This window comes from Halomicrobium zhouii, from assembly GCF_900114435.1.
GTDB classification, from domain to species: Archaea; Halobacteriota; Halobacteria; order Halobacteriales; family Haloarculaceae; genus Halomicrobium; species Halomicrobium zhouii.
The window spans coordinates 505,910-532,410 of record NZ_FOZK01000001.1; the positions used below are offsets into that span (position 1 = coordinate 505,910).

Here is a 26,501-nt window from a genome sequence, read left to right on the forward strand (position 1 = left end):
TATCCTGACCGTCGGCGTCGTTCCCTGACCGTGACCGTCGTGTCCTGGCTGTCACCCTCGGGAACCACTGGTCACGTCCGGCGATTCGGGCGCGGGGAAGGCTTTTACTCACAGGGACGAACCCGACTGTATGCCAACCCGTCAGCAACTACTCGTCCTCCTCGCGGTCGTGACGGGTGTCCTGACGCTCGCGATCCTCTCGCGGGTGCTCTCGACCGTCTTCTTCGCCATCACGGTCGCGTACGTCCTCTACCCGCTCCGGGAGTTTCTCGTCGGCCGCGGCGTCAACCGGCGGGTCGCGGCGGCGCTCAGCACCCTGGTGGCCTTCGCCGCCGCGGCGGCGCTGGCTGCCCCGGTGATCTGGTCGCTCTACCGGCGCCGCGCCGAATTACTCGCCTTCCTGCGGGCACTCCCCGACGCCATCGAGATCGGCCTGTTCGACACCGTCTACGTCGTGGACCTGGCCAGTGCCGTCGTCACGATCCGGCAGTTCGTCACCGCCATCGCCGTCGACGTGGCCGGCGAGACGCCCGAACTGGGCCTGAAGCTGTTCCTCTTCGCGCTGCTCGTCTACGCGCTCCTCCTCCGGCCGACGGCCACCCGGACCGTCGTCTACCGCACCGTCCCCGACAGCTACCACGACGTCGTCACACGTCTCCACGAGCGCATCCGCGACACCCTCTATGCCATCTACGTCCTCCAGGGTGCGACGGCGCTGGGCACCTTCCTCGTCGCCTTCGTCGTCTTCACGCTGCTGGGCTACGACTCCGCGTTCGCGCTGGCCGCCCTCGCCGGCATCCTCCAGTTCGTCCCCATCATCGGCCCGAGCGTGGTGATCCTCACCGTCGCCGCCACCGACGTGTTCGCGGGCGACGTCCCCGGCGCGATCGCGCTCACCGTCGTCGGCCTCGTCTTCGTCGGCTTCCTCCCCGACGCCGTCGTCCGCCCGCAGCTCGCGCCCTACACCGCTGGCATCCCGGGCAGCCTCTACTTCGTCGGCTTCACCGGCGGCGTGCTGTCGGTCGGCCTGGTAGGCTTCATCGCCGGCCCGCTCGTCGTGGCGCTGTTCGTCGAGTCGATGGACCTGCTCGCCGCCGAGCGTGGACCCCGACAGAAAGCCGTGCAGTGAGTCGCCCCTCGCCCGGAGCCACGTCGAACCGAATTTAGCAACTCCCTAAGAACCAGTTTCGAGCGGACGGTCCTGTTCCTCCCACTCGGTGAGGCTCCCCTCGTAGAAGGCCAGGTCCTCGAAGCCGAGGTGTCGGAGCACGACGTAGGTGTGGCTGATTCGCCGGGCGGTGTTGCAGTACAGCACGACCCGCCTGTTCGGTGTGATGCCCCGCTCTTCCAGCACCGCCAGGGCCTCATCTCTGGGCAGAATGCCGCGGCTCTCGTCGTCGACGAGGTCCTTCCAGTCGAGCAGGATCGCGCCCGGGACGTGGCCCTCCTCGTACTCCCAGTCCTCGCGCGTGTCGACGACGACCGTCTCCGGGTCGTCACCGGCGGCCGCGACCGCGTCGGCGTCGACCAGGACGGACTCGGCGGGCGGGTCGACGACGTAGTCGGTGGCTTCGACGCCGGGCGCGTCACTCGTCGTCTCGTGCTCGCGCTGCCAGGCCGAGAAGTCGCCGTCGAGCAAGTGGAGCTTCTCTGGGTCGTGGCCCAGAAGCTCCGCCGTCACGAGGAAGCGCGCGGCGAAGACACCGTGCATGTCGTCGTAGGCGACGATCTCGTCGTCGGTCGCGATGCCGTTTTCGCCGAGCAGGGCCTCGAAGTCCTCGGCGTCGGGCAGCATGCCGGTCGAACTGTCGTCGTTCGCTCCCCCGCTTCCCTCGGCAGCGTGTTCCTCGGCCCGGAACGAGTCGAATGGGATATTCACCGCGCCGGGGAGGTGGCCGATGCCGTCGTACTCCCAGGCGTCGCGGACGTCGACGACGCCGAGGTCGCCGAGGTGGTCCGCGACCCAGTCGGTCGAGACGATGTCGGTCATCGCCGGATCTTTCACTCCCGGGCGTTTGAACCTGTGTTTCTCGCCCCCTGGCTGCCCGCACTCGAAGATAGCGGAGATAGTTGCCACTGGTTCGTCACCGTTTAAGTGGACTTGCGGCCATCTCGGGTGAATGTGGCCGCCGGCAGTCCGGTGGAATGAGACCGTTTCGCACGGGTTCGCCGGCCAGTCGGGGCAGAATCTGCCGGGACAGGGGAGGAGGGGCAGGGAACGCCGTCAAGAGAGGTAGTTTAAGAGGTGGGGGTGTAGGACTGAATGGATTATGAGTGAGTACGCCAACGACGTTCTCGTCTCCGCCGACTGGGTCGCGGACCACCTCGACCAGTTCCAGGACGACGACTCCGACTATCGCCTCGTAGAGGTCGACGTGGACACTGAAGCCTACGACGAGGCCCACGCGCCGGGCGCCATCGGCTTCAACTGGGAGACCCAGCTCCAGGACCAGACCACGCGAGACATCCTCTCGAAGGAGGACTTCGCCGACCTGCTGGGCAGCCACGGTATCTCTGAGGACTCCACGGTCGTCCTGTACGGCGACAACTCCAACTGGTTCGCCGCCTACACCTACTGGCAGTTCAAGTACTACGGTCACGACGACGTCCGACTCCTCGACGGCGGCCGCGAGTACTGGGTCGACAACGACTACCCGACGACGGACGAGGAGCCCGACTTCTCCGCCGTCGAGTACGAGGCCTCCGGCCCGCGCGAGTCCATCCGCGCCTACCGCGACGACGTCGAGAACGCCATCGAGAAGAACCTCCCCCTCGTCGACGTTCGCTCCCCCGAGGAGTTCTCCGGCGAAGTGCTCGCGCCCCCGGGACTGCAGGAGACGGCCCAGCGCGGCGGCCACGTCCCCGGCGCACAGAACATCTCCTGGGCGGCCGTCACCAACGACGACGGCACGTTCAAGGACTTCGACGAGCTGCAGGAGCTCTACGCCGACGAAGGCATCGACGGCGACGAGACGACCGTCGCCTACTGCCGCATCGGCGAGCGCTCCTCCGTCGCCTGGTTCGCCCTGCACGAGCTGCTGGGCTACGACGACGCCGTCAACTACGACGGTTCCTGGACGGAGTGGGGGAACCTCGTCGGCGTCCCCATCGAGAAAGGCTCGGGCGACTGAGCGAAGCGACGGAGCCCGAGTATCGGAACGGGGAGCGTCAGCGACCCGTGGAGAAGGGCGAGTAAACCGATTCGTCCAGGTCGGTTCCCTCGACCGATTCGATTTCTTCGGCACGACTCCCGAGCAGCGCTGACTCCGCTCTCCGGTCTCAGTAGCGTCAAAACAACGCCGGACGCGGCGTCAGAGTCGTCCTCCCGCGTATCGGGTCACTTAATGCCCGAAACGGAAATCCGTGGGTGAACGCCGATAATGAGTCGAGGGCACGACGACACGGTTCCGGACGAGGAGCGCGACGCGCTCGTCACCATCGCACACGGTGCAGTCGTGACGTCTGGTGGCGTCTCCGCCCAGCGGGTGCTCACTACGACGACCGAGTTCCTTCTCGCGCGCGGGCTCGGTCCCGTCGCCTACGGGGTGTACGCGCTCGCCTGGCGTATCGCACAGTTGCTGATTCAACTCGTCACGTTCGGCAGCGTCCCGGCGCTCCAGCGATACCTCCCTGCCGCCGAGGACGACCCCGAAACCCAGTCACGAACGACGGGGCTGGCCTACGCTACCACACTGGGATTCGGGGCGGCGATCGCGGCCGCCGTCTGGCTCCTGGCGCCGCGGATCGATGAGGCGACCGTCGAGTACCCGTCGTTTCCGACCGCGCTGGGGCTGTTCGGCGTCCTCGTCCTGCTCACCGGGCTCGTGATGATCTACGCTGCCACCTTTCGAGCAGTCGGCTCGGCCCGCGGCGAGGTTCTCTTCAACAAGCTCCTCCGGCCCGGCGTCCGACTGGTCGGCGCGGTCGTAGCGCTGGCGCTCGGCTACTCCGTCGTGGGCGTCGCCGGAGCCATCGTCGCCTGTACCGTGGCGCTCGTGGTCGTCGGGTTCCCCTGGACGGTCGGCGTAACGGGGATCCGACCCACCCTCCGCGTCGGTCGCGGCGACGTGCGCCGGTTCTACGAGTACGCGGCACCGGTGGCGATGAGCAGCCTCGGGAAGGTGTTCCAGAACCGCGTCGACGTCTTGCTCGTCGGCGCCCTGTTGACGGCGGTGGCCGCGGGGATCTACAACGTCGTCCTGGTGCTGGTGTCGATAGCCTGGATCCCGCTGCTGTCGTTCAATCAGCTGTTGCCACCCGTCGCGTCCGACCTCTACGCCAGGGACGAGATGGACACGCTCAACGCGGTCTACTCGTCGGCGACACGTCTCATCCTCACGACCGTGGTCCCGATTCTGGCCGTACTGGCTGTGTTCGGGCGAGAGCTCCTGGCGGTGTTCGGCCCGACGTACGTCGAGGGGTACGTCCCGCTCGTGGTCTACCTCGCCGGCGTGTTCGTCGGGAGTTCGGTCGGCGCGACCGGCTGGCTCCTGATGATGACCGACCATCAGTACGCCCGGATGGCGCTCGACTGGTTCCTCGCCGCGCTGAACGTCGTGCTCACGTACACCTTCGTCGTCGAGTTCGGGCTCGTCGGCGCCGCGCTCGGCACGTCGCTCGCGATCAGCGTCCAGAACGGACTGCAAGTGCTGCTGATCCGGCACTTCGAGGGGCTCTGGCCCTTCGACGCGACGTTCCTCGACCCCCTCGCCGCCGGCGCGGTCGCGGTCGTCGCGATGGTCGCCGTTCGAACGGTGGTCGACGGCCTCCCGGCGGCGGGGCTCGGAACACTGATCGGCCTCGTCGCCTACGCCGGTGCCCTCCACGCGCTGGGGATCGACCCGCGGGACCGGCTCGTCTTCGAGGAACTCGCGGCGCGCTATCGCACCGTCGTGGCCGACGCCGTCCGGGTTCGCGTCACGAACTCCTAGCCACCGACCACGTCCTCGTCCGTCGGCCCCTGGCCGTCGAACTCGTCGACGAACTCGTCCAGCCGGTCCGGGTCGTCGGCGCCGGGCAGACGCTGCTCCGCCGTCACACACTCGGCGTCGACGCCCAGATTCTCACACACCAGGTCGGCCGTCGCTTCGGCCATCTGGCGGTAGGTCGTCAGCTTCCCGCCGACGATGCTCGCCGCGTTCGCAACTCCGTCCCCGTCGTGGTCGAGCAGGAAAAAGCCCCGCGAGATGCCCCGTCCCTCGTTCTCGGCCTCGTCGGGCGCGTACAGCGGCCGGACGCCCCACCACTCGCGGACGACCGGTGCGTCGGCGACGGCGGGGACCATCGCGGCGCACTCCTCGACGGTCCGCTCGACCTCCCACTCGGCGCGTTCGTACTCGTCGGGGTCCTGGACGGGGACGCTGGTCGTCCCGAGGACCGCCTCCGTCTCGTGAGGGACGATTATGTCGCCGTCGTCGGGGTCCCGGCAGCGATTGAGCACCGGTCCGAGGTCGTCGTACTCGACCGAGACCATCACGCCGCGGGTGGGCTGCATCTCGACGTCGAGGCCCGCCATCGCCGCCACCTCGCCCGCCCACGCACCGGCTGCGTTGACGACGAACTGCGTTTCGACCACGTCGTCGACCGACTCACCGATTCGCGCATCCGCCACGCGGCCGTCCGCCACGGTCAGGGATTCGAGCGGCGCGTGCGGGTGGATCGCCGCCCCGTTCTCGCGGGCGTCGGCAGCGTTGGCGGCCACCAGACGTGAGGGGTACACGACGCCGTCCGGGACTTCCATCACCCGCTCGACGTCGGTCGAGAGACCCGGGGCTTGCTTGCGGGCCGCGTCGAGGTCGACCGTCTCGACGGGGATGCCGACTTCCTCACACCCCCGTCGTTTCTCCTCGAAGTAGTCCGGGTCGTCCGCCGGCAACTGGACGAACAGGCCACCCGTCTCGCGGACGCACTCGCCCGCGATGGCACGCAGAATCCGGTTCTCGTCGATGCACTCCTCGGCGCCGACGGGGTCGAACTCCGCGTAGCGCGCCCCGCTGTGCAAGAGTCCGTGTGAACGGCCGGAAGTCCCGCTGGCGAGGCCGCCGCGGTCGATCAGGACCACGTCGACGCCGCGCAGGGCCAGGTCGCGGGCGACGCCGGCACCGGTCGCACCACCGCCGACGACGAGGACGTCCGTTTCGATGGTCATCACCGAAAATTCGGCCCGGAGCGGGATGTGTCTGGCGACGGTCGAGTGCTAGCGTTCGCTGTCCGGCACCACGACCACCTTCCCGAAGCCCTCGCGGTTCTCCAGCAGCTCGTGGGCCCTGGCCGCCTCGCTCATCGGGAGCGTCTCGCGGATGCGCGGCTCGAACGTGCCGTCCCACACCAGCTCCAGGACTTCCTCGGCCTGGCCGGGCGTCGCCATCGTCGATCCGATGACCGACAGCTGGTTCCAGAAGATCCGGTTGATGTCAGTCTCCGGCCGCCCGCCGGTCGTCGCGCCGCAGGTGACGAGCCGTCCGCCCTTGGCCAGGCTCCCGAGGGAATCCTGCCAGGTGTCCGCGCCGACGTGGTCGACGACCATGTCCACGCCGCGGCCGTCGGTCAGGTCGCGGACCTCGCTGGCGAAATCTTCCTCGCTGTAGTCGATGGTGTGGTCGGCGCCCAGTTCCTCGGCGTAGGAGAGCTTCTGGTCGCTGCTGGCCGTGGCGAACACCTCCGCGCCGGCGTGGGCGGCGATCTGGACGGCAGCGTGGCCGACGCCCCCCGAGGCACCGAGCACGAGCACCTTCTCGCCGGCCTTGAGGTCGCCGCGGTCACGGAGCATCCGCCAGGCGGTCTGGAAGACGAGGGGTGCCGCCGCCGCGGTCTCCCAGTCGACGCCGTCGGGCACGGGCGCGAGGTTGTCCTCCGGGACGGCGGCGAGTTCGCTATGGACGCCTGGGACGTGCTCGCCGATGATGTGGAAGTCGGGCGCGAGCGTCGGGTCGCCCTTGCGGCTGAACTCGTCGTCCCCGCCGCTCACCCCCGCCAGCACGGCGACGTGGTCCCCGGGTTCGAACCGGGTGACGTCCTCGCCGACTTCCTGGACGACGCCCGCCGCGTCGCTCCCGGGGACGTGTGGCATCTCCAGGTCGACCCCGGGCAACCCGCGCCGCGTCCAGACGTCGAGGTGGTTCAGTGCGCCCGCCTTCACGTCCACCAGGACGTCCTCGCGACCGACCTCGGGGTCGGGGAACTCGCCGTACTCGATGACGTCGACGTCGCCGTGCTCCGTGAACTGGACGGCTTGCATGCTAGCGAGTCTCAACCGCGACCGCAATAAAGGTCCACTCGGGAATTCGTCCCCGCAGATTCAGACGGGCGGGGCGACCGTCGCTGCTCGCGGTCCGCGTCGGCCCCTCAGATTCCGACGACGGGCTGGGGTTCGTACGGCTCTTCGAGGTACTCGACGTCCGAGTCGGACAGGTCGATCTCCAGGGCTTCGACGGCGTCCTCGAGGTGCTCCATGCTCGTCGTGCCGACGATCGGCGCGTCGACGTACTCGTTCTGGAACTGCCAGGCCAGCGCGATCTGGGCCATCGTGACGCCCTCGTCTTCGGCCACCTCCTGGATGCGCTCGTTGATCTCCCGCCCGCCGCCGCGCTCGTACTCGGAGGTGGGGTTGTGGAAGTTGTCCGGATCGCCGCGCTCGGTCTCGGCCAGTTCCTCGAATGGGCGAGTCAGGAATCCCTGACCCAGCGGGCCCCACGGGATGACCCCGATATCGTTCCGGTCACACAGCGGCAGCATGTCGCGTTCCTCCTCGCGGTAGGCGAGGTGGTAGTGGTTCTGCATCGTCTCGTAGCTCACCAGCCCCTCGCGCTCGCTCGTCCGCAGGCGCTCGGCGAGGTGGTGGGCGTACATCGACGAGGTGCCGGCGTGGCGAATCTTCCCGCGCCGGACGGCGTCGTCCAGCGCCCGCAGCGTCGTCTCCGGCGGCGTGTTCGGATCGACGCGGTGGGTCTGGTAGAGGTCGACGGTGTCCAGCCCGAGCCGGTCCAGCGAGTCGTCCAGTTCCTGCTCGATGGTCTTCCGCGAGAGCCCCGAGGCGTTGGGCGTGTCTTCGCCGACGGGGAACCGTACCTTCGTCGCGACGACCTGCTCGTCGCGGTCGTACTCCGCCAGCGCGTTTCCGAGGATCACCTCCGAGCGACCGTCGGAGTAGGCGTTGGCCGTGTCGAAGAAGTTGACCCCCAGGTCGATGGCCCGGTCGATGATCTCCCGTCCCTCCTCCTCGTCGAGCATCCATGGCTCCTCGTCCCCGAAGCTCATGCATCCCAGACAGATCTGCGAGACTTCCATCCCGGTCGAGCCGAGTGTGGTGTACTCCATACGTCCTGACTAAACGGCCAGTCCAAAAAGGATGGGCCCTGCTGTCAGCCTGCTGTCCGGTACTTTCGACCGTTATCCGTCACCGTTCGCCGTATAGCTGGGCCCTCGCTGTGCTCGGCCCCAGCCTGCTCGCGGCTGCCGCCGCTCGCATTTTCGACGGCCCCTCCTCACGGCTCCCGTTCGGTCGCCGTTCGGATTGCCGGAGGTCTTCGCTTCGCTCAGACCTCCCTACTCCCTACGGTCGGGCCCGTCCTGCTCACGGCTCGCTTCGCTCACCGTTCGCTGTATAGCTGGGCCCTCGCTGTGCTCGGCCCCAGCCTATCCGATGCTTTCTAACGCCCGCCCCCCGTTCACGCAGGTATGAACCCATCCGAATTCACCGAGTCGGTCCGCGACGCCAACGAGACGGCGCTCTCGCGGCTCGGCTCCTCGAAATCGCTGTACGCACTGACGGAGGGTGAGATGGAGGAGGACGTCGTCCTCGCGCGCGCGGCCGACCTGACGTACTACGCGGCCGAGACGTTCGACGACTGGGCCGACGACCACGGCGCCTTCGCCGCCGCAGCCGATGCCGAGCGCGAGCACTACGACACCATCGTCGGCAAGCTCGACGACCACGAGCCAGGCGACGCCTCGGTCATCTACGACACCCTCGCCGACCTGGACGGCACCGCCGCCCGCCTCGGCGGACTCGTCGGCTGGGCCGTCGTCGTCGGCGAGACCACCGGCCAGCTCACCGGCTACTTCACCGGCCAGGCCGACCCCAAAACCTCGCAGGTGTTCCGGACCATCCGCGGCGAAATCGAGGACGTGCGGGACGAAGCGCTCGACGCGCTCGCCGACGACGACTGGGACGCCGCCCGCGAGGCCGCCGACGCGGTCGTGCAGGACGCCTACGACGAGTACTTCGAGACGCTCGAGGACCTGGGCGTCAACCCCAAACCGGTTTGTTGAGCGTCCCGTTCGGACCGGATCACCATCTATTCTCGGACGACTCAGCTACCCGCGGATTCTCTCACTGGACGCTCGTCGAGCGAATTGCGGATGTCGATCAGCACGTCGAGAATCCGGAGCAACAGCAGGGCGACGATTCCCAGCAACAGGCTCTGGCTCATCACTGCCACGGCGATGACGACGACGACTGCGACGAGGTCGCGCAACTGACGCAGGGCTTCCATGCCTATCGTTCGTCGAGAGCGACCTTTAATTCCCGTCGGTTCGTGACGCTAGTGAGTAATCTTCATACGCCGGCCACGTCCAGTTTCGAGGTATGGATTCGGAGTTACGTGAGACTGTGCGCGACGACGAGGCGCTGGCCGCGGCGCTCTCGACCGTGCTCGACCACGCGGAAGCCACGGACGGCACCGTCACGTGGCCCGGCGTCACCGACGACGTCCCGGCCGAGCAGTGGGGCCGCCTGCTCGAAACTGGGTTGCTCGTGGACGCGGGCGAGTGTTTCGTCGTCGACGACCCGACCACGGCGCGCGAGGTGGTCGACGACGTCGAGCCCGACCCCGATGCCGTCGGTGCCGGAGCCGACGAGCCCGGTGACACGTCCTGGTCGCTCCAGGACAAGGTCGCGGGCGTCGGTGCGCTCGCGCTGATGGCGAGCTACCAGATCCCGAGCGCCCGCGGCGCCGTCGGGAGTACGATGCACCAGTTCCTCGGCCCCGTCGAGGCGGCGCTACCATTCGCTCTCACCGTCGCCCTGCTGGCCGTCGTCGTCGGTGGGGCCTCCGGCGTCCTCAATCGGCGTCTCCGCGACACCGAACGGGCCGACCGCGTCAAGGCGCGGATGGGGACTATCCGGGACCGGCTCTCCGACGCCCGCGACCGGGGCGACGAGGCGGCCGTCGAGCGGCTCGAGGCCGAGCAGCGCGAACTGATGAGCGACCAGTTGCTTCTGTTCAAAGACATGCTGCGGCCGATGGCATACACCGTCCTCCTGACGGCGCCGGTGTTCCTCTGGCTCACCTGGCTCGCCGTCGCGCCCGCGGCAGCGATCACGCCGACGGCGACGGTGTTCCCCTTCGTCGGCCGCATCGTCTGGACCGCGCGCCTGCTCGGGCCGATCCAGGTGTGGACCGTCTGGTACTTCGTCTGCTCGCTCGTCGGGGGCACCGCGGTACGACGTGCCATCGGCCGCGTGACGGCCGCGTAGAATCGGTTCGCTGTCGTTCTTTGGCGTTCTCCGCTGTCCCTACCGCTGGTTCGTCTGTTGTCCTCCGGGTGGCCGCTGGTGTGGCTGGTTCTGTAACTGTTGGATCGGTGGCGTCGAGGGTTGTCCCGTCGGCGACTGGCCCGTCGGCGGCTGCTGATCCGGGTTCGGGGGGTGTCGGCCGGGCTGGCCATGCGAGGCTCCGGGCGGCGGGATCTCTGGCTGGACGCTTTCGGGGAGGATGTACCACAGCCGGTCGTGTGGCACGTATCCCGTCTGCTCGGGTTCGTTGTCGTACCGTTCCTTCTCCTGGGCGAGGTTCTGGCCGTAGAGGGCGACGCCGTACTCCGTGAGCTCGAACCCCTTGCAGGTGAACGTCGTCCCGTCGGTGCAGATGACTTGCATTGGCGACTATCGTATCATTCGAGTGGATAGTGTAAAAGGGCTGTCTCGTCGGAGGACGTGAACGTCCGGACAGTCACGACGTCACATCGAGAGGGCACACCTTCACCCCGGACTTCGTCAAAATCGACGAGCAGTGCCCTATACGACGGTTCTACGTGCGTATCCGGTCGAATACCTGTCGGTAGTCACCGACAAGCGCTCAATTTCGGATTGTATAGTAGCCAGCTGGAACGCAGTCGCAGTCATTTGATATGGCGATATACAATTTATACACGATCTTTCGTTTCTATCTGGGGTGGGCCGAAAGAACGCTTCTTCCCGTCGATTTATGGCGATTTGCAGGCGGAGCTGGCCGAATTCTCGCTCACTCCGAGAACGCATTTCTCAAGTTCGTCGAGCCCTACTTGATCCCAATGAGTAACTCCGGCAGCCCGCTGTCCGTCGACCGTCCCGACGTCGACCGCCCGTTCCGGGTCGACGCGCCGTTCGACCCGGCGGGCGACCAGCCCGACGCCATCGAGCAACTGGCGAACGGTTACAGGCAGGGTATGGACAAGCAGACGCTCCTCGGCGTGACCGGGTCGGGCAAGACCAACACCGTCTCGTGGGTGATCGAGGAGATCCAGCAACCGACCCTCGTTATCGCCCACAACAAGACGCTGGCGGCCCAGCTCTACGAGGAGTTCCGGAGCCTCTTCCCGGACAACGCCGTCGAGTACTTCGTCTCCTACTACGACTACTACCAGCCCGAGGCCTACGTCGAACAGACGGACACCTACATCGACAAGGACGCATCGATCAACGACGAGATCGACCGACTGCGCCACAGCGCGACCCGTTCGCTGCTCACTCGTGACGACGTCATCGTCATCGCCAGCGTCTCGGCCATCTACGGGCTGGGTGACCCGCGTAACTACGTCGACATGAGTCTCAGGCTGGAACAGGGCGAGGCGATCGACCGCGACGAACTCCTGAAACGGCTCGTGGATCTGAACTACGAGCGCAACGACGTCGACTTCACCCAGGGTACCTTCCGCGTGCGCGGGGACACCGTCGAGATCTACCCGATGTACGGTCGTTTCGCGATCCGGGTGGAGTTCTGGGGCGACGAGATCGACCGCATGCTCAAGGTCGACCCCATGCAGGGTGACGTCAAGAGCACGGAACCCGCCGTCCTCGTCCACCCGGCGGAGCACTACTCCATTCCAGAGAACACCCTCCAGCAGGCCATCCGAGAGATCGAGAAACTGAAAGAGGAACGCGTGGCTTACTTCGAACGCCAGGGTGACCTGGTCGCCGCCCAGCGGATCGAGGAGCGCACCACCTTCGACCTGGAGATGATGAAGGAGACGGGCTACTGTTCGGGGATCGAGAACTACTCCGTCCACCTCTCGGACCGCGATTCCGGCGACGCGCCGTACACGCTGATGGATTACTTCCCCGACGACTTCCTCACCGTCGTCGACGAGTCTCACCAGACGATCCCCCAGATCAAGGGCCAGTACGCGGGGGACAAATCACGCAAGGACAGCCTCGTCGAGAACGGCTTCCGCCTCCCGACTGCCTACGACAACCGACCGCTCACCTTCGAGGAGTTCCAGGAGAAGGCCAGCCAGACGCTGTTCGTCTCCGCGACGCCCGCCGACTACGAGCGCGAAGAGAGCGACCAGATCGTCGAGCAGATCGTCCGTCCTACCCACCTCGTGGACCCGAAAGTCGAAGTCGCCGAGGCCACCGGCCAGGTCGACGACCTGATGGACCGGATCGATTCGATGCCCGACGACGAACGGGTCCTCGTCACCACGCTCACCAAACGTATGGCCGAGGACCTCACCGAGTTCCTCGAGGAGTCGGGCGTCGACGTCGCCTACATGCACGACGAGACCGACACCCTCGAACGCCACGAACTCATCCGCTCGCTCCGCCTGGGCGAGATCCAGGTCCTCGTCGGGATCAACCTCCTCCGCGAGGGGCTCGACATTCCCGAGGTCTCCCTGGTGGCCATCCTCGACGCCGACCAGGAGGGATTCCTCCGCAGCGAGACCACCCTCGTACAGACGATGGGGCGGGCCGCCCGGAACGTCAACGGGAAAGTGGTACTCTACGCCGACGAGCGCTCCAGCGCCATGGAGGCCGCCATCGACGAGACCCAGCGCCGCCGCCGAATCCAGCAGGAGTACAACGAGGAACACGGCTACGAGGCGACGACTATCGAGAAGGAGATCGGCGAGACCTCCTTACCCGGCTCCAAGACCGACACCTCCGACGTGGCCGGGGCCGGTGCCAGCGACGCCGACGAGGCGGCCCGGCAGATCGAGCAGTTAGAGGAACGTATGCAGGAGGCCGCCGGCAACCTGGAGTTCGAACTCGCCGCTGACATCCGCGACCGTATCCGGGAGCTCCGCCAGGAGTACGACCTCCACGGCGGTGACGACGAAGAGGGCGTTCCCGCGCCAACCGACGAGTTCTGAGCTGATCTCGCTTCGAGAGCGGGTTTTCCGTGTTTTGACTGCCGACAGCAGCTGCGCAGTCAGATTCCAGCCAAAGTAGGAGGTCCGTAGCATACATTTTGATATCGCGAATATCAGTTTATCGTTGTCGAGGGGCCGAATTTCCCTATTCTCGAGTATGTGCCGCTTCTGTGACCTGTGTCTAAAATATTCTCTGGAGAAAGCGAGAATTTTAGCTGGGTAGTCGAGCAAATCCCTCACTGTCGGGCTGCACCGATGTCCGTCTCTCGCCCGCGCCGTCGACGACGCTACCCGAGAATCGCGGTGAGTACGGACGTGAATTGATCACTGAGAGTATTGCCTGGTAGTGATCGCGTCTGTCGTATCGCTTGAATGGAGCGCGCATACGCAGCTCACATCGAGAGCGGTGCGAGAACGGAATTGGCGCCTCAGTACAGAACCCAGTTCCTCTCTTACGGGAAAGAGACCAGTACGAATTCCATCTGAACAATCTCTGGCTTGACTAGTATGGCGATTTGCGACGGTCTTTTCACAGTCAGAAATCGCTCACTGGACACTATGCCGTATTAGCGGTGATGTTATTAGTCCAGATGGCATCTCAGTCCTGTTATCCAGACAAAGCGCCACAAGTGAGCCGGCTACTAGACGTACTGGGCCACAATCTTCGCCGCGAAATCATTCACTTCTTCGAGAATTACACCGAATCACAGACGGTGTTCGTCGATGAACTTGTCTCGCATCTTCTGGGTCGGATCCCCGAGACGAGTGCGGATAAGCTTCAAATGAAACTCGTCCACACCCACCTCCCGAAGTTGGCTCGCACAGGCTGGATTGACCACGACCGTAGAACCGACGAAGTCCGGTACTATGGTCATGACCACGCCGAGACCTGGTTAGGAGACCTTCGTGCCGTCTTCTCAGACAGAACTCACACGACGTAAGATCTACCCGATAGATCCACGTCTCTTCTTGGCAGTTGATTCAGCGTCGAATCTCGATACCGAACAGACTCGCTGTGCTGACTACGTGCTCTGTCGTGACCGGGCGTCTCGGTCTTCGAACCCGGGACGATACCGTCTCGTCCACTCCTCGATCTGCTTCCTTGGCGGAAAGGGCTACCATGGGCGCACACAGTCTCTCCAAGTACGACGTTCGGCCGATGTTCCCGACGTCCGCGCTCGAATCGAACGGTTAGGCGTGCTCTCTGTTCCGTATTCGTCTAAATCGCTCCTCTCGGGCCTGACTGCTAATCTCCGTCTACATACCACATTTCGCTATACAAAATACCTATCCGGCAGTTTTCGAGACACACGAGATCGACGAGTTCTGTGCGTCTGGGTACTGTTCTCACTCAGAGCGGCCAATGCCGGCGGATTCGGCAGTCGCAGGCGGAACTGCCTCCAGCGAGTAGTTCTCCCACTTCGAACTGGTTTCGCAGGTCGACCAGGACAGGACTACTCTGCCGCTGTCCACTCTGAACTCGGACGTGCCGCCCGGTGGGAGACTGCACGTCTTTCGGCAATTCCGCTCGAATCCGAGTCTCTGTCAGCACAGATCTGTGCCGGTGCGCTGTTTTGTGGGGGCACTCCGTCGATCGGTTTGTTGCCAATCCTGTGTGGGGAACTCCCCGCGGGACGAACGGGTGGTTCACGCGCACGCCAACCGGGGGCGTGGGGCCCGAAGACGATGTTCCAGCCGACTGCTAGACACTATCTAGCGTGATGGACGATCTCAGCAAGAAGGATGCGCGGTCTGTGTCTCGCAACTGCGACCCCGCCACGACGAGCGATTCGGTCTCGGCGATACCGAACCGCGTCGCTGGCAGGTGCGACGCTAAAACTATCCGCGAGGCTGTCCTCGACCAGCGATTCTGTGACTCGTGGGATTTCTCGGCGTTCGATTCCTTTCGCGGGTTCGATTTCACTACGCGACAGTTCGATTTCCCGGGCTGGCGCCGTGAGGATCGGCGCTTTTGCCCCCTCTGGCAGCTCGAACCAGGGACTGACCGGCTTCTGTCTCCCGGTCGCGAGTCTGATCGACGGCGTGTGATCGGATTTCGTATAGCGAAATGGGATTGACTGGCCTGGACGGGTTCGATTCTGTCTCCATCTCGAAAACCGGCCGTTGGTGGTTGCCGATGGAAAATTCGGAGTTACCGAGTGGAGCAAGCCCGCTTCCCTGACCGAACCGACTCCAGCTGGGTGGACAGATGTGGGGTGATAGCACAGGGTCCACGGAGTGGGGGTGCGACGACGAATAGCTGGGCGCACCCGACTACTGTGGTCGCACGCTCACGAAACCCGCAGGTACACTGTTTCGATGTCTCCTCCAGGGTTCGTCGTTCGCGATCGCCCCTGGAGGAGAACGCTCGACCCTCGGTACGGACCAGTTTGCTCGGTGCATCGTCGCCCGCCCTATAATCGCACGTGACGAACTCCGGATGGCGGGCGAATGGAGACGCGAAAACAGATGCCCGGCGGCTGGGCGTCAGGCGTGACGCCGTACTCCCGTATTCGCCAAAACGGGAGCGTCGCTCCGCGGATCTTCGCTCTCGTTCCGGGAATCGGACGATTTGGCCGCTGAACCGTCCGATTCCTGTCGATCCGCTGTGCCCCGATCAGACGCCAGTATATTCTATTTCGCTATACGAAATTGCGGTGGCGAACGATCGTCGAGACACAGATCGAACCACGATGCGTGGGTAGCTGTTCTCGGCTGAAATGGGCGAGGAAGTGGGCTGAAGCACCTGCCAGCGTCCGGTTTTGGCAAGCCTAAAATACCTCTGTTCCGAACGCCCGGTAATGAGCGAAACCGACGGACAGTACGGTCTCGACGACGTCAGCGTGGTGATGGGTGCATACAACGAGCGCGAAGCTATCGGGCCGGTGCTCGAGGAGATCGACGACGCGACCGACGGCGCGGCCGAGGTCGTCGTCGTCGACAGCTCGACCGACGGAACGGCCGAGGTGGCCCGGGACCACGGTGCGACGGTCGTCGAACAGCCGCCACAGGGCTACGGCGTCGCCGTGCGCGAGGCGCTGCTGTCGGCGACAAACCCGGTCCGGGTGACGACGGATTGCGACGGCACGTACCCGCTGGAGCGGATTCCCGACTTCCTCGGGCTGATCAACGACGGCTACGACGTCGTCAGCGGCGACCGGCTCTACCACGGCGCGCGGACGATGCCGACGCTCAACCGGTACGGCAACCACGCCTTCGCGGCGCTGGCCAGCGGCCTGATGGCCGAGCGCGTCCACGACGTGACGACGGGGATGCGGGCCTACCGGGGCGAGCTGATCGAAAACATTCAGTGGACCGAGAACACCGGCCTCTCCGCCGAACTGCTGCTTCGACCGGTGATGCGAGGCTATCGAGTCAGGGAGGAGCCCATCGAGTACGACGAGCGACTCGGCGAGACGAAGCTGGATCCGTTCAGTGGTGGTGCGGAGATCGCCAAGTCAATCGTGAAAGTGTGTCTGGAAGAGCGCGACCTGCTGTGACGGGCTGAGACGACCGACCTTTCTCTTCTCAGTTGCTCCCGGCGCGGACCGTCGTCTCGATGCTCTCGGCAGCCACGCCGTCGACGCCCACCGGCGTACACCGGGTGGGCACCTGGCAGCGTTCGCTCGTCGGCGAGAGCGCCCGGATCTGTCCGTCGTCGGCGGCGATGGGGAACTCGATCCGGTACGTGAAGCCGGACGCGCCGCCCGTCGCGACGAATACTTCGAGCGTCACTTCGTCCCGTCGTTCGACGGCGGCGGTCGCGTTCGCCGTCGACGGCACGCTCGGGCCCGAGAGGGTCGCCCGGTCCCCGTCGACGGTGACGGTCAGGTCCAGCGTCTCCTCCGTCCCGTTCGCGACGACGTAGGTCGAGCCCGTGTCCGTCGAGAGCCGGAGCGTGACTCCGTCGGCCCCTGCCGGAAGTGTCGTCGTCGCGTCCACCTGGACCGTCTCGCCCGCGACGCGGTCGACCGGCTGGAGTCCGGCGTCGACGCGCTGGCCGTCGGTGGGCGACCACGACCCGGCGTAGACGTAGCGGTACAGCTCCCGGTCCGGGTAGGCAGCCGCGACGGGGAGTTCGTCGCCGTCGAGGGCGTACACCGTCGCGCCGTCGAAGGAGGGGTCGTTCCGGAGCCCCTGGATGGGATGATTGAGCCACGGGCCGTAGGGTTCGGGGAGGAAGACGACGGCGTTCCCGGGCGCGCCGTCGTCGAACGGTTCGTAGGCGGCCTCGAGTTCCTGCCCGGCGTCGTAGTTACGTTCGAGTGGCCCGTCGGCGGTGTCGACGGCGACGGCGCCGAACGCCGTGGCGCTCACCAGCACGGCGGCCGCGGCCACGCGCCGGGCGCCAGCGGCCGAGAGCCGGCCCTCGAGGGCCGTCCGCAATCGGTCTGCGCCGAAGACCCCCGCGTAGGCCGCGAAGATGGCGGTCGGGACCACCAGGTCGAAGTGGTAGTACGGGCCCAGAAAGTGGATCAGCCCGTCGCGCTGCACCGAGAGGTCCCCGAGGACGTTGAAGTTCCCCCAGAAGGCGAGGTTGCCGAGCGGAATCGAGAGGAAGAGACCGGCGAGAAGCGCCCGCTGGGTCGCCGAGGGCGAGCCACGCTTCGCGAGCGCGACCGCCACGCCGGCGGCAGCGAGTACGGTTCCCAGAGGCCCGGCGACGACCCAGTCGGTGAACAGCCGGCGGAGGACGAGGCCGTTGGACCGCGTGGCGAGTTCGAGGTCGTAGTCGGCCTCGTGGCCGAGGATCTCCCGGTGGCCGAAGCCGACGCCGTCGTGGGGCGCGAACGCCTGGTAGGGGAAGACGAGCGGGTCGCCGGTGACGACCCAGTTGTACCCCAGCGCGACGAGGACGCCGGCGGTGCCCAGGCTCGCGGTCACCACCCGTCGTTCGAGGAGCGCGCGGTTTCCGTCACCGTCGGCCCCGAACGCGGTTCTCCAGGCGCCCGACCGGACGAGCGTCCAGCAGGCGTGGGCGACGAACGGGGCGGCGAACAGCACGGCGGTGTACGGCCTGGCGAAGAAGGCGAGGGCGACGGCGGCGCCGGCCACCACCGCGGCCCGGAGGCTGCCCCGTCGCTCCGCCCGGAGGTAGGCCAGCGCGAACGCGAGGTTCAGCGCCGTCGTCAGCGCGTAGGGGAGGTAGACTCCCGATTGCACGAGGAAGAGCGGCGAGGCGAGCACCAGCCCGCCGGCGAGCAGCCCCGTCCGCCCGTCGAATAGCTCGCGCCCGAGGGCGGCCGTGAGGCCGACGACGGCCGCGGCGACGCCGGCGAGGGCTACGGTGAACCCGCCCAGGAGCTTCCCGAGGGCGAAGACGGCCGCCGGGACGGGCGAGTACTTCGGGTAGAGCCGGTCGCCGTCTTCGACGAAGAACCAGGGACGGAAGGCGTCCTCGACGGGCGGCCGGAGAAAGAGCTCGCCCGCCAGTAGCATCTGGGCCTGCTGGAGGTACACCCCCTCGTCGTGGTTGATCGAGTGGTGCGGAAAGACGCGTGTGGCGACGAGGACGGCGACGAGGGCCGCGACCGCGGCCAGAAGGAGCGTCGCGACGCGGTAGCGGTCCACCTCTGGGACGTCCCAGTCGAATCTCCTCCCGTGATCCCACTCTCTCATCGCTCGGCGGGGTACCAGGCCAGGGTGTGGTCGGCGACGAGGGTGACGCCGACCGGTTCGCCGACGTCGAAGTCCTCGGCGTGGTTGTGCAGGCAGCGGACGACGTTGCCGTCGGCGAGTTCCACGTGGTAGACGAAGGAGGGACCGGTGTACTGGCGACGGACGACGTTGCCGTCCGCTTCGGACTCGTTGGCCGGCGTCGCCCGCAGGTCGTCCGGGCGGACGAGGACATCGACGTCGGCGCCGGTGTACTCCTCGGTGAGCCCTTCGAGCAGATCCCGGTCGTACGAGCCGATGATCGTCTCGACGGAGTCATCGCCGACCGCCGCGGGGAGGAAACTCGCCTGGCCGAGGAAGCTGGCGACGAAGCGCGATTCGGGGTGTTCGAACACCTCGGCGGGGCTGCCGACCTGTTCGACGTGGCCGTCGTGCATGACGGCGACGCGGTCGGAGATAGAGAGCGCTTCTTCCTGGTCGTGGGTGACGGAGACGGCGGTGACGCCAGCCTCGTCGAGGATCCGGCGCACCTCTTCGCGCATGGCGACCCGGAGGCGGACGTCGAGGTTGGAGAAGGGCTCGTCCAGCAGCAGAACGTCGGGTTCGGGGGCGAGCGAGCGGGCGAGTGCGACCCGCTGGCGCTGGCCGCCCGAGAGGTCCCCGGGCGTCCGGTCGCCGTACTCGCCCAGGCCCACGAGGTCGAGCAGTTCCGTCACTCGTTCCTCGGCGGCCTCGCTGTCGGGGTCCTCGAGTCCGAACGCGACGTTCTCGGCGACGGTCAGGTGTGGGAAGAGCGCGAACTCCTGGAACACCATGCCGACGTCGCGCTCCTCGGGCGGGACGGTAGCCCCGTCGCCGGCCACCGTCTCGTCGGCGACGGTGACAGTCCCCTCGCTGGGGTCTTCGAGGCCGGCGATCATCCGGAGCGTCGTCGTCTTGCCACAGCCGGAGGGGCCGAGCAGAGTGAGCAACTCACCGTCGCGGACCGTCAGATCCAGTTCGGAAACCGCGGTTTCGGGGCCGTATCGCTTGCCGACCCCGTCGAGTTCGAGGACCGGGTCGCCCGGGTCCCCGTCCGCGTCCGTACCGGTGGCTGGTGCCGCCTCGAAGCGCTCGGCCGCCGGGTCGTCGATTCGAACGTCGTTATGCATCGTCACCTCGCTGGCGTAACAGCGGTATCATCGAGAGGCCGGAGACGACGACCAGCACGAGCGCCGGCAGCGCCGCCCGGCCGTAGTAGCCCGCCTCCTGTACTCGCCAGATGTAGGTTACTAGGGTCGTAAAGCCTGTCGGATGCAGGATGAGGGTCGTGTCGAGTTCCTTCATCGTCGTCAGGAACACGAGCGCGGCCCCGGCGAGCAGCCCCGGCGCGATGAGCGGCAGCGTCACCCGGCGGAACGCTCGCCTGGGCGGGGCGCCGAGGACGCGAGCCGCCCCGATCAGTTCCGGGTCGACGCCGAGCACCGACGAGCGCGTCGACCCGACCGCCTGCGGGAGGAAGCGGACGACGTAGGCGAACACGAGCAGCGGGAGCGTCTGGTACACCGCGGGCGCGTAGTGGATGCCGAAGAACACCAGCGCCAGGCCGAGGACGACGCCGGGCATCGCGTAGCCCAGGTACGTCGCCCGCTCGGCGGCCCGGGCGAGCCACGTATTCGACCGGCCGGCGTAGTACGCCACCGGCAGCGCGAACAGGACCGTCGCCAGGGCCGCCAGCGCCGCCACGTAGACGGAGTTCAACGCGAACTCGGGCTGGAAGGCGAGCCCACCGCCGGCGTAGCCCGGGCCGGAGCGGACGAGCCACATCGCGAGCACGCCGACCGGGAGCACGAGCGTGAACGTCGCCACGAGCGCGGGGAGCGCCGCCGCGACCCAGCGATAGCGTCCCAGGGGGACGACCGCGTTCGCCGACGCCGGCGAGCCGTAGCCCGACCCGCCGTCGCCGCCGACGCGGGACTCCAGGGCGAGGATCACCGCCGTCACGGCGAGCAATTCCAGCGAGAACAGGGTCGCGTTCGCCCGCCCGATGCCGAAGCTGTTCAGTTCGACGTAGATGACGCGGGTGAACACGTCGAAGCGCATGATTGCGGGCGTCCCGAAGTCAGAGAGCGTGTACAGCGCAACCAGCAGCGCACCGGCGGTGACGCCGGGCGCTATTTGCGGGAGGATCACCCGGCGGAAGGCGGCCCGGTAGCCGTGGTTGAGGGTGCGGGCGGCCTCGAGCTGGCTCTCGTCGAAGGAGAGCAGCGACGCGCGCGTCGTGAGGAAGACGTAGGGGTAGACGAACAGCGTCAGCACCAGCGCCGTCCCGCCGAGGCCGTACACCGTCGGGACCGGAATACCCAGCGGCGCGAGCAGGTCGGCGAGCGCGCCGTTCGGGCCGAACGCTGAGACGTAGGCGAAGGCGCCGATGTAGCTCGGGACGACGAGCGGCAGCGCGACGACGACGGTCCAGAACCGGCGGAAGGGGAGGTCTGTCTGGACCGTCAGCACCGCGAGCGGGACGCCAAGTGCGACAGACGCGGCCGTGACGACGGCGACGAGACCCAGGCTGTTGACGAGGACGTCAGTCGCCGTCGGCGAGGTCAGCAGGGAGAGCGCTTCGGCCGGTTCGATGGTCGAGGCCCGCAACAGGAGCCAGAGGAGCGGGGTGAGGACGGCCGCGGCGACGCCGCCCGCGAGCAGGACGAGCGCGACGCTCGGGCCGTCGTCGTCGCGCGCGATTCCACGGAGGCGGTCGCGTGTCGTCCCCGCCCGGTCGCTCCCGGCGCCCATCAGAGGACGCCCACCTCCCGCATCAGTTCGAGCGTCGGCTGGAGGTCCGAGAGCTCCGAGAGGTCGATCGAGGGCGGGTTCAGCTCGTCGATGGAGGGGAGGCCGCCGACCGGCGGGATGCCCTCGACCATCGGGTAGGCGTAGGTCCGGGTAGCGAAGAACTCCTGGGCCTCCGCCGAGAGCAGGTGGCGCAGGAAGTTGTTCGCCAGGTCTGTGTTCTCGCTCGCGCCGAGGACGGCCGCGCCGGCGACGTTGATCAGCGCGCCCGCGTCACCACTCGTGAACGCCAGGTCGAGGGGCGCGTCGGGACGGGAGGCCTGCACGCGGAGCGCGTAGTAGTGGTTCGCGAAGCCGGCGTTCAACTCACCGTCCGCGACGGCGTTCGACACTAGGAACTCGTTGTTGTACTCGGTGACGCCTGCGTCGACCATGTCCTGGAGCCACTGTCGGGTGGCGTCTTCGCCCTCGATGAGGCGCATCGCGGTGACGAACGCCTGGAAGGCGCCGTAGGTCGGGGCCCACCCCATCGCGCTGGCCATCCCCTCGGTCTCCGGGAAGTCCATGACGGTGTCCGGCACGTCGTCGGCCGAGAGCTCGTTCGTGTTGTACGGTACCGCTCGGGCGCGTCCGGCGGTCCCGACCCACGCGTCGTCGGGGTGGAACTCTTCGGGGACCGGGTCGACGACTTCCGAGGGCAGCGAGGCGGTGAGTCCCTCGTTGGCCACCGCGGAGAGCGACCCGGCGTCGACGGACCAGAACACGTCGGCGGGCGTCGCGTCGCCTTCGCTGATGATCGTGTTCGCGGCGTCTGCGGTCCCCGACTCGCGGGGATTGACGGTGAAATCGGGGTAAATCTCCTGGAAGCGCGCGAGCAGGTCGCGGTAGAGCCCGCCCTCGCCGCCGCCCAGGTAGATCGTCAGTTCGCCCGACAGATCGGGGAGGTCGGCGATGCGGGTACCCTGCAGTTCCTCGCGGTCCTCGGCGAGCGGGCCCGACCCACGGAACTCGCCGAAGCCCGCCTCGCTGGCGCTGGTCTCGTTGCCCGAACCGTTGCCGTTGCCGGCCGACCCGTCCTCGCCCAGCAAGCCGGTACAGCCGGCCAGCCCGCCGATACCGGCGGCTCCGAGGCCGGCGAGGAATCGGCGACGGCCTCGCAGACGTTCCCGCGTCGAATCCTGGTCTCGCTCAGTCATCGGCGACCACCTCCGGGGCCTCGGCACCGGCGTCGACCGGCATCCCGGTCGGGTCGATGGCCGCGAGACAGTCGAGCCAGTCGCGCATGTACTCGCCGCAGTGGTTGAGGAAGGCGCCGTTGTTCCACTCGTCGAACTCTCCCTCGGCGAGGGCGTCGGCCATGTCCGCGAAGGCCTCGGCGAAGGAATCGGCGTCGGCGGCGGCGTCGTCGAGCACCTCCCAGACGTGCTCGTTCAGTTCGAGGCCCGCCACTTCGTTGGCCAGGTCGTCGAACGTCGAGCGGGGCGCCTTGTCGTGGTGACAGAGCGGGCCGCCGTTGTAGATTTGCCTGTCGAGCACGTCGCAGGCCCGCTTGAGCGTGAGGCCGGACCAGATGTCGTCGAAGCGACCGACGTCCCAGCGGTTGTCGTCCATGGGGAACTGGTAGAACGCGGGGACGACCTCCCGGCGGAAGGCCAGGTTCATCGAGCAGACGGTGAGATACTGGCCCTCGGCTGCGACGAAATCCCGGTCGAAGTCCTCGACCGCGGTCCGGGTCTGGGCCTGGCCTTCCAGGTCGCCGTCCATCAGGATGCGGACGGCGTCGAGGTCGGGGACGTTCGTCCACAGGCCCTGGGAGGCGACGACGGAGTCGACTTCCGACCTGCTCGTCTCGACGCTCTCGTCCATCGCTGCGTAGGGGTACCCGCGCGGGTACAGGTCGTGCTCGCTCTGGTAGAGGACGTTGACCCAGGACTCGTCGGACCCGACGGTCTCGACGGGGCCCTCGTGGTCGAGGTTCGCCATGTGGGTGCCGAAGAAGTCCTGGTCGGCGTGGGGTCGGGTGTCGTCGTCGATGAAGACGCCGTACTCGAAGCGCTCGTGGGCCCAGAGGTACAGCAGGCCGAAGGAAGTCTGGGCGTGGCTCGCCTCGGGGATCAGGTGGCTGTACTCCTCGATGCCCTGCGCGCGGAACCACTCCTCGCGGGCGCTCCCGTCGAACACCGTGCCGTCGACGTCCTCCTCGACGAGCATCCGCTCCATCTCGTCGGTGTCACAGAAGTCCTCGGTGACGAGGACGACGAACAGCCGATCGGTGTCGAACCCGTGCTCGCGCGCGTTAGCGACGTACTCTCGCATGCACTCGTACTCTCGAATCGTCGGGACGACGACGCAGACGTCCTGTTTCTCAGTCATTAGGTACTCCCTCGTTTAGGCTCCCCTAAAGTGTGACGATCTTTCGGCCAGCCTAAACACTGTGAACGGCTCACAACCTGTCCCTCAGGTGGTCCGCGGCTTTCAGGGAGAGCGCTGCGATCGTCAGCGTCGGGTTCATCGCGCCGCCGGTGACGAAGACGGAGCTGCCGGCGACGGTGAGGTTCGCCAGGTCGTGGGTGCACAGTTGCGGATCCACGACGCTCTCGGACGGGTCGGTCCCCATCCGGGTGGTCCCCATGTGGTGGAATGCTGGCCCCGTGTCCTCGGGGCCGACGGTCCACGTTATCTCCGCGCCCAGTTCCTCGAGGACGGAGCGCTGTATCTCGTTGGCCCGCCGAATAGTTCTCCGCGTGTCCTCGTCGAGGCGCCAGACGACGTCCGGCACGGGGTTGCCGTGGTCGTCGGTCCGCGAGCGGTCGAGTCTCACCCGGTTCTCCTTCCGGGGCAACTGCTCGACCAGCGCCCCCATCGCGACGTGGTTGCCGTACGCCGACCGGATCTCGTTCAACAGGTCGTCGCCGAAGTTGTCGGACCCCATCGCCACGTCGGCGGGCGCCGGCCCCGCGTAGTTCAGGAACTCCAGCTTGATCGCCGTCCGGGAGTCGTCCGGTCGGTCGTAGAACTGGTGGCTCTCGGTCGTGTTGAAGCCGACGTGTTTCTGGCGCGTTCGCTGGTCGAGCGTCCCGCCGACGCCGGCGAACAGGTGGTCCATGAAGTACCGCCCGACCAGTCCCGAGGAGTTCGCGAGCCCGTCTGGATACTGTTCGGACTCCGAGAGCAACAGCAAGCGAGGCGTCTCGACGCCACCGGCAGCGAGGACGAACTCGCGGGCCTCCTGGCGGTGTTCCTCGCCGTCCGGCCTCGCGTACACGGCCGTCGTCACCCGCTCGCCCGAGTCGTCGTGTTCGAGGCGCTGGACCGGAACACGGTCCAGGACCCGGGCGCCGTTCGCCACCGCGACGTCGACGTGGCGCGTCGCGTCGTACTTCGCCCCCGACGGACACACCGGCTTGCAGGTCCCGTAGCCGACGCAGGCGCCGGCCTCGTCGGTCGCCTCCGAGTTGCGCGCGTTCGGCACCGAGTGGGTGGTGATGCCCAGCGACTCGCAGGCCTCGGCGAAGAGCGAGTCGCTGTAGGACGGCGGAAACGCCGGCAGTGGGTGGGGCTCCTCGCGGGGCGGCGAGAAGGGGTTGTCCGAGGCGCCCGCGACCGAGAACGCCTCCTCGGCGGCCGCGTAGTACGGCCGCAGGTCGTCGTAGGATATCGGCCAGTCCGCCCCCAGGCCCACCGCGCTGTCGAGTTCGAAGTCCTGTTCGTGGAGCCGCATCACCATCCCCTGCCAGTGGAGCGTGCTCCCGCCGATTCCCTTGACGCGGGTCGCGTTCAGCGGATAGTGGCGGTCGCCCGACGAGGTGTAGGCGTCCCGCTCGCCGCCCATCCCCCACAGCGGCTCGCGGTTCCCCGGCCGGAGGTGATTCTCCATCTCGTCCTCTCGGTCGGCCGGGTCGAATCTTGGCCCGGCGTCGAGGACGACGACGTCGTGGCCCGCGGCGGATAGCTCCGCCGCGATCAGCGCGCCGGACGGCCCAGCGCCGACGATACAGACGTCCACCCGATCCGAGGGCGTCCGGTCGAACTCGGTTCGACCGGGCTCGGATGACGACCTGCGGGAGTCAGCCGGCGTCCGGTCCACGTCGGCTCCGCCCTGGCTACTCATGTGGTCCCTCCTGGTAGGACGTCGTCCCACCGGGATGGCCCGGGGGATTCTCCAGGCCTACTAGCCCTGCGCCGGTGGGCGACGCGTAGAAGGCGTACAGTAGTTCGTTTACGAGGTAGTACCGGATCCGCTCGCTCGCGACACCCCCGGGGTCGGGGTCCGCGGCGTCCACGCCCATCTGGTCCAGCACGTCCGCACGGGTGGACGGGGCGAGGTCGGTGTAGGAGTCGTCGTGCCACTCCGCGACGTAGTCGTCAAGCCGTGCCACCGTCTCGCCGACGCCGCGGGCGTAGGACGCGTCGTCCCGGACTCGTGCGACGGAGTACTCGCGAACGAACGAGCCGATCTCCGTTACGCCGGAGGGATAGACGACCTCGGCCAGGGCGACGAGCGTCTCGACGTCGTGGTCCGTGACCGGGTCGTCGTCGGTCGGGCTCTCACCGACCGCCCCGCCCTCGAGCAGATCCGAGCAGCCGCTGACGGAACCGACGCCGGCCGCGGAGAGCGCTCCGAGCACGTCTCGACGCGTCAGTTCCATGGATTACCGGCGATTAGGTCAGCCTAAACAAAACGGTTGTGCTTGTGTGCCGACGGCGCCGGTGGTTCACTAGCCGGGCGACTGGTGCTGGATTTATTTATAAGGGAAATTCGA

Annotated in this window: 21 protein-coding genes; 8 read left to right on the forward strand and 13 right to left on the reverse strand. The window is 67.1% G+C overall.

Going from position 1 to position 26,501, the window contains the following annotated elements; all coding sequences use genetic code 11:
- Positions 1-130 precede the first annotated feature (130 nt).
- Entirely contained in the window at positions 131-1,129 is a 999-nt protein-coding gene (locus BM337_RS02465; protein ID WP_089813569.1) for an AI-2E family transporter, read from the forward strand.
- A gap of 45 nt (positions 1,130-1,174) precedes the next feature.
- Here the strand turns inward: BM337_RS02465 and BM337_RS02470 are convergent, their stop codons facing one another.
- A complete protein-coding gene (locus BM337_RS02470; RefSeq protein ID WP_089813571.1) occupies positions 1,175-1,990 on the reverse strand; it encodes a sulfurtransferase in 816 nt (271 codons plus the stop codon).
- Between the two features lie 280 nt (positions 1,991-2,270).
- On the opposite strand from BM337_RS02470, the gene BM337_RS02475 reads away from it, so the two are divergent.
- Both BM337_RS02475 and BM337_RS02480 read left to right on the forward strand, forming a co-directional pair.
- Positions 2,271-3,131 (forward strand): sulfurtransferase, encoded by an 861-nt coding sequence (locus BM337_RS02475; RefSeq protein WP_089813573.1) that lies wholly within the window; start codon positions 2,271-2,273, stop codon positions 3,129-3,131.
- A 249-nt stretch (positions 3,132-3,380) separates the two neighbouring features.
- Positions 3,381-4,931, forward strand: coding sequence for a lipopolysaccharide biosynthesis protein (locus BM337_RS02480; RefSeq protein ID WP_089813575.1), 1,551 nt, complete (start codon positions 3,381-3,383; stop codon positions 4,929-4,931).
- On the opposite strand, the gene BM337_RS02485 is transcribed toward BM337_RS02480, so the two are convergent.
- From BM337_RS02485 to BM337_RS02495, 3 genes are all read right to left on the reverse strand, one after another.
- Positions 4,928-6,148, reverse strand: a complete 1,221-nt coding sequence (locus BM337_RS02485) for an FAD-dependent oxidoreductase (protein ID WP_089813577.1) — start codon at positions 6,146-6,148, stop codon at positions 4,928-4,930. The two genes, BM337_RS02480 and BM337_RS02485, sit on opposite strands and share 4 nt — an antisense overlap.
- Positions 6,149-6,196: 48 nt before the next feature.
- Positions 6,197-7,237 carry a zinc-binding dehydrogenase gene (locus BM337_RS02490; protein ID WP_089813579.1) on the reverse strand — a complete coding sequence of 347 codons (1,041 nt, stop codon included), beginning with the start codon at positions 7,235-7,237 and terminating at the stop codon, positions 6,197-6,199.
- 107 nt (positions 7,238-7,344) lie between these two features.
- Complete coding sequence (locus tag BM337_RS02495; protein WP_089813581.1) at positions 7,345-8,316, reverse strand: aldo/keto reductase; 972 nt, start codon at positions 8,314-8,316, stop codon at positions 7,345-7,347.
- Positions 8,317-8,676: 360 nt separating this feature from the next.
- Here BM337_RS02495 and BM337_RS02500 point away from each other — a divergent pair, with 360 nt between their 5' ends.
- The gene (locus BM337_RS02500) at positions 8,677-9,270 is read left to right on the forward strand and encodes a rubrerythrin family protein (protein WP_089813583.1); all 594 of its coding nucleotides are present in this window, start codon (positions 8,677-8,679) and stop codon (positions 9,268-9,270) included.
- A gap of 41 nt (positions 9,271-9,311) precedes the next feature.
- On the opposite strand, the gene BM337_RS02505 is transcribed toward BM337_RS02500, so the two are convergent.
- Positions 9,312-9,494, reverse strand: coding sequence for a hypothetical protein (locus tag BM337_RS02505; protein WP_089813585.1), 183 nt, complete (start codon positions 9,492-9,494; stop codon positions 9,312-9,314).
- A gap of 92 nt (positions 9,495-9,586) precedes the next feature.
- Here BM337_RS02505 and BM337_RS02510 point away from each other — a divergent pair, with 92 nt between their 5' ends.
- A complete protein-coding gene (locus tag BM337_RS02510; RefSeq protein ID WP_089813588.1) occupies positions 9,587-10,477 on the forward strand; it encodes a DUF106 domain-containing protein in 891 nt (296 codons plus the stop codon).
- Positions 10,478-10,516: 39 nt separating this feature from the next.
- Here the strand turns inward: BM337_RS02510 and BM337_RS02515 are convergent, their stop codons facing one another.
- Positions 10,517-10,879 carry a hypothetical protein gene (locus BM337_RS02515; protein ID WP_089813589.1) on the reverse strand — a complete coding sequence of 121 codons (363 nt, stop codon included), beginning with the start codon at positions 10,877-10,879 and terminating at the stop codon, positions 10,517-10,519.
- Between the two features lie 413 nt (positions 10,880-11,292).
- Between BM337_RS02515 and uvrB the strand changes: the two genes are divergently transcribed.
- The 3 genes from uvrB (at position 11,293) to BM337_RS02530 (ending at position 16,850) form a co-directional block, all read left to right on the forward strand.
- Positions 11,293-13,350, forward strand: coding sequence for an excinuclease ABC subunit UvrB (gene uvrB / locus BM337_RS02520; protein WP_089813591.1), 2,058 nt, complete (start codon positions 11,293-11,295; stop codon positions 13,348-13,350).
- Between the two features lie 590 nt (positions 13,351-13,940).
- Positions 13,941-14,291: a DUF7344 domain-containing protein gene (locus BM337_RS21955; RefSeq protein ID WP_449271693.1), complete on the forward strand. Its 351-nt coding sequence runs from the start codon at positions 13,941-13,943 to the stop codon at positions 14,289-14,291.
- Between the two features lie 1,860 nt (positions 14,292-16,151).
- Positions 16,152-16,850, forward strand: a complete 699-nt coding sequence (locus BM337_RS02530; RefSeq protein WP_089813595.1) for a dolichyl-phosphate hexose transferase — start codon at positions 16,152-16,154, stop codon at positions 16,848-16,850.
- 28 nt (positions 16,851-16,878) lie between these two features.
- Here the strand turns inward: BM337_RS02530 and BM337_RS02535 are convergent, their stop codons facing one another.
- The 7 genes from BM337_RS02535 to BM337_RS02565 all read right to left on the reverse strand — a co-directional run bounded on the left by BM337_RS02535 (position 16,879) and on the right by BM337_RS02565 (position 26,387).
- Positions 16,879-18,969, reverse strand: coding sequence for a DUF7846 domain-containing protein (locus BM337_RS02535; RefSeq protein WP_089813597.1), 2,091 nt, complete (start codon positions 18,967-18,969; stop codon positions 16,879-16,881).
- On the reverse strand, positions 18,966-20,117 hold the full coding sequence (locus tag BM337_RS02540) for an ABC transporter ATP-binding protein (RefSeq protein WP_089813600.1): 1,152 nt from the start codon (positions 20,115-20,117) through the stop codon (positions 18,966-18,968). The genes BM337_RS02535 and BM337_RS02540 overlap by 4 nt, the downstream gene beginning before the upstream one ends.
- Entirely contained in the window at positions 20,110-21,741 is a 1,632-nt protein-coding gene (locus tag BM337_RS02545) for an ABC transporter permease (protein ID WP_089813602.1), read from the reverse strand. The genes BM337_RS02540 and BM337_RS02545 overlap by 8 nt, the downstream gene beginning before the upstream one ends.
- Complete coding sequence (locus BM337_RS02550) at positions 21,741-22,934, reverse strand: extracellular solute-binding protein (protein WP_089813604.1); 1,194 nt, start codon at positions 22,932-22,934, stop codon at positions 21,741-21,743. Before BM337_RS02550 ends, BM337_RS02545 begins: the two co-directional genes overlap by 1 nt.
- Entirely contained in the window at positions 22,927-24,111 is a 1,185-nt protein-coding gene (locus BM337_RS02555; RefSeq protein WP_089813606.1) for an alpha-1 4-glucan-protein synthase, read from the reverse strand. The genes BM337_RS02550 and BM337_RS02555 overlap by 8 nt, the downstream gene beginning before the upstream one ends.
- A gap of 70 nt (positions 24,112-24,181) precedes the next feature.
- Positions 24,182-25,849 (reverse strand): GMC family oxidoreductase, encoded by a 1,668-nt coding sequence (locus BM337_RS02560; RefSeq protein WP_089813608.1) that lies wholly within the window; start codon positions 25,847-25,849, stop codon positions 24,182-24,184.
- A complete protein-coding gene (locus BM337_RS02565) occupies positions 25,842-26,387 on the reverse strand; it encodes a gluconate 2-dehydrogenase subunit 3 family protein (protein ID WP_089813610.1) in 546 nt (181 codons plus the stop codon). The genes BM337_RS02560 and BM337_RS02565 overlap by 8 nt, the downstream gene beginning before the upstream one ends.
- Positions 26,388-26,501 lie beyond the last annotated feature (114 nt).

Excerpts from the sequence above, each read along its gene's own strand:
- BM337_RS02550 (WP_089813604.1), bottom strand. The coding sequence starts at position 22,934 with ATGACTGAGCGAGACCAGGATTCGACGCGGGAACGTCTGCGAGGCCGT.
- BM337_RS02510 (WP_089813588.1), top strand. The coding sequence starts at position 9,587 with ATGGATTCGGAGTTACGTGAGACTGTGCGCGACGACGAGGCGCTGGCC.
- BM337_RS02465 (WP_089813569.1), top strand. The coding sequence starts at position 131 with ATGCCAACCCGTCAGCAACTACTCGTCCTCCTCGCGGTCGTGACGGGT.
- BM337_RS02545 (WP_089813602.1), bottom strand. The coding sequence starts at position 21,741 with ATGGGCGCCGGGAGCGACCGGGCGGGGACGACACGCGACCGCCTCCGT.
- BM337_RS02560 (WP_089813608.1), bottom strand. The coding sequence starts at position 25,849 with ATGAGTAGCCAGGGCGGAGCCGACGTGGACCGGACGCCGGCTGACTCC.
- uvrB (WP_089813591.1), top strand. The coding sequence starts at position 11,293 with ATGAGTAACTCCGGCAGCCCGCTGTCCGTCGACCGTCCCGACGTCGAC.
- BM337_RS02530 (WP_089813595.1), top strand. The coding sequence starts at position 16,152 with ATGAGCGAAACCGACGGACAGTACGGTCTCGACGACGTCAGCGTGGTG.
- BM337_RS02500 (WP_089813583.1), top strand. The coding sequence starts at position 8,677 with ATGAACCCATCCGAATTCACCGAGTCGGTCCGCGACGCCAACGAGACG.
- BM337_RS02535 (WP_089813597.1), bottom strand. The coding sequence starts at position 18,969 with ATGAGAGAGTGGGATCACGGGAGGAGATTCGACTGGGACGTCCCAGAG.
- BM337_RS02470 (WP_089813571.1), bottom strand. The coding sequence starts at position 1,990 with ATGACCGACATCGTCTCGACCGACTGGGTCGCGGACCACCTCGGCGAC.
- BM337_RS02495 (WP_089813581.1), bottom strand. The coding sequence starts at position 8,316 with ATGGAGTACACCACACTCGGCTCGACCGGGATGGAAGTCTCGCAGATC.
- BM337_RS02505 (WP_089813585.1), bottom strand. The coding sequence starts at position 9,494 with ATGGAAGCCCTGCGTCAGTTGCGCGACCTCGTCGCAGTCGTCGTCGTC.
- BM337_RS21955 (WP_449271693.1), top strand. The coding sequence starts at position 13,941 with ATGGCATCTCAGTCCTGTTATCCAGACAAAGCGCCACAAGTGAGCCGG.
- BM337_RS02475 (WP_089813573.1), top strand. The coding sequence starts at position 2,271 with ATGAGTGAGTACGCCAACGACGTTCTCGTCTCCGCCGACTGGGTCGCG.
- BM337_RS02565 (WP_089813610.1), bottom strand. The coding sequence starts at position 26,387 with ATGGAACTGACGCGTCGAGACGTGCTCGGAGCGCTCTCCGCGGCCGGC.
- BM337_RS02555 (WP_089813606.1), bottom strand. The coding sequence starts at position 24,111 with ATGACTGAGAAACAGGACGTCTGCGTCGTCGTCCCGACGATTCGAGAG.
- BM337_RS02480 (WP_089813575.1), top strand. The coding sequence starts at position 3,381 with ATGAGTCGAGGGCACGACGACACGGTTCCGGACGAGGAGCGCGACGCG.
- BM337_RS02540 (WP_089813600.1), bottom strand. The coding sequence starts at position 20,117 with ATGCATAACGACGTTCGAATCGACGACCCGGCGGCCGAGCGCTTCGAG.
- BM337_RS02490 (WP_089813579.1), bottom strand. The coding sequence starts at position 7,237 with ATGCAAGCCGTCCAGTTCACGGAGCACGGCGACGTCGACGTCATCGAG.
- BM337_RS02515 (WP_089813589.1), bottom strand. The coding sequence starts at position 10,879 with ATGCAAGTCATCTGCACCGACGGGACGACGTTCACCTGCAAGGGGTTC.
- BM337_RS02485 (WP_089813577.1), bottom strand. The coding sequence starts at position 6,148 with ATGACCATCGAAACGGACGTCCTCGTCGTCGGCGGTGGTGCGACCGGT.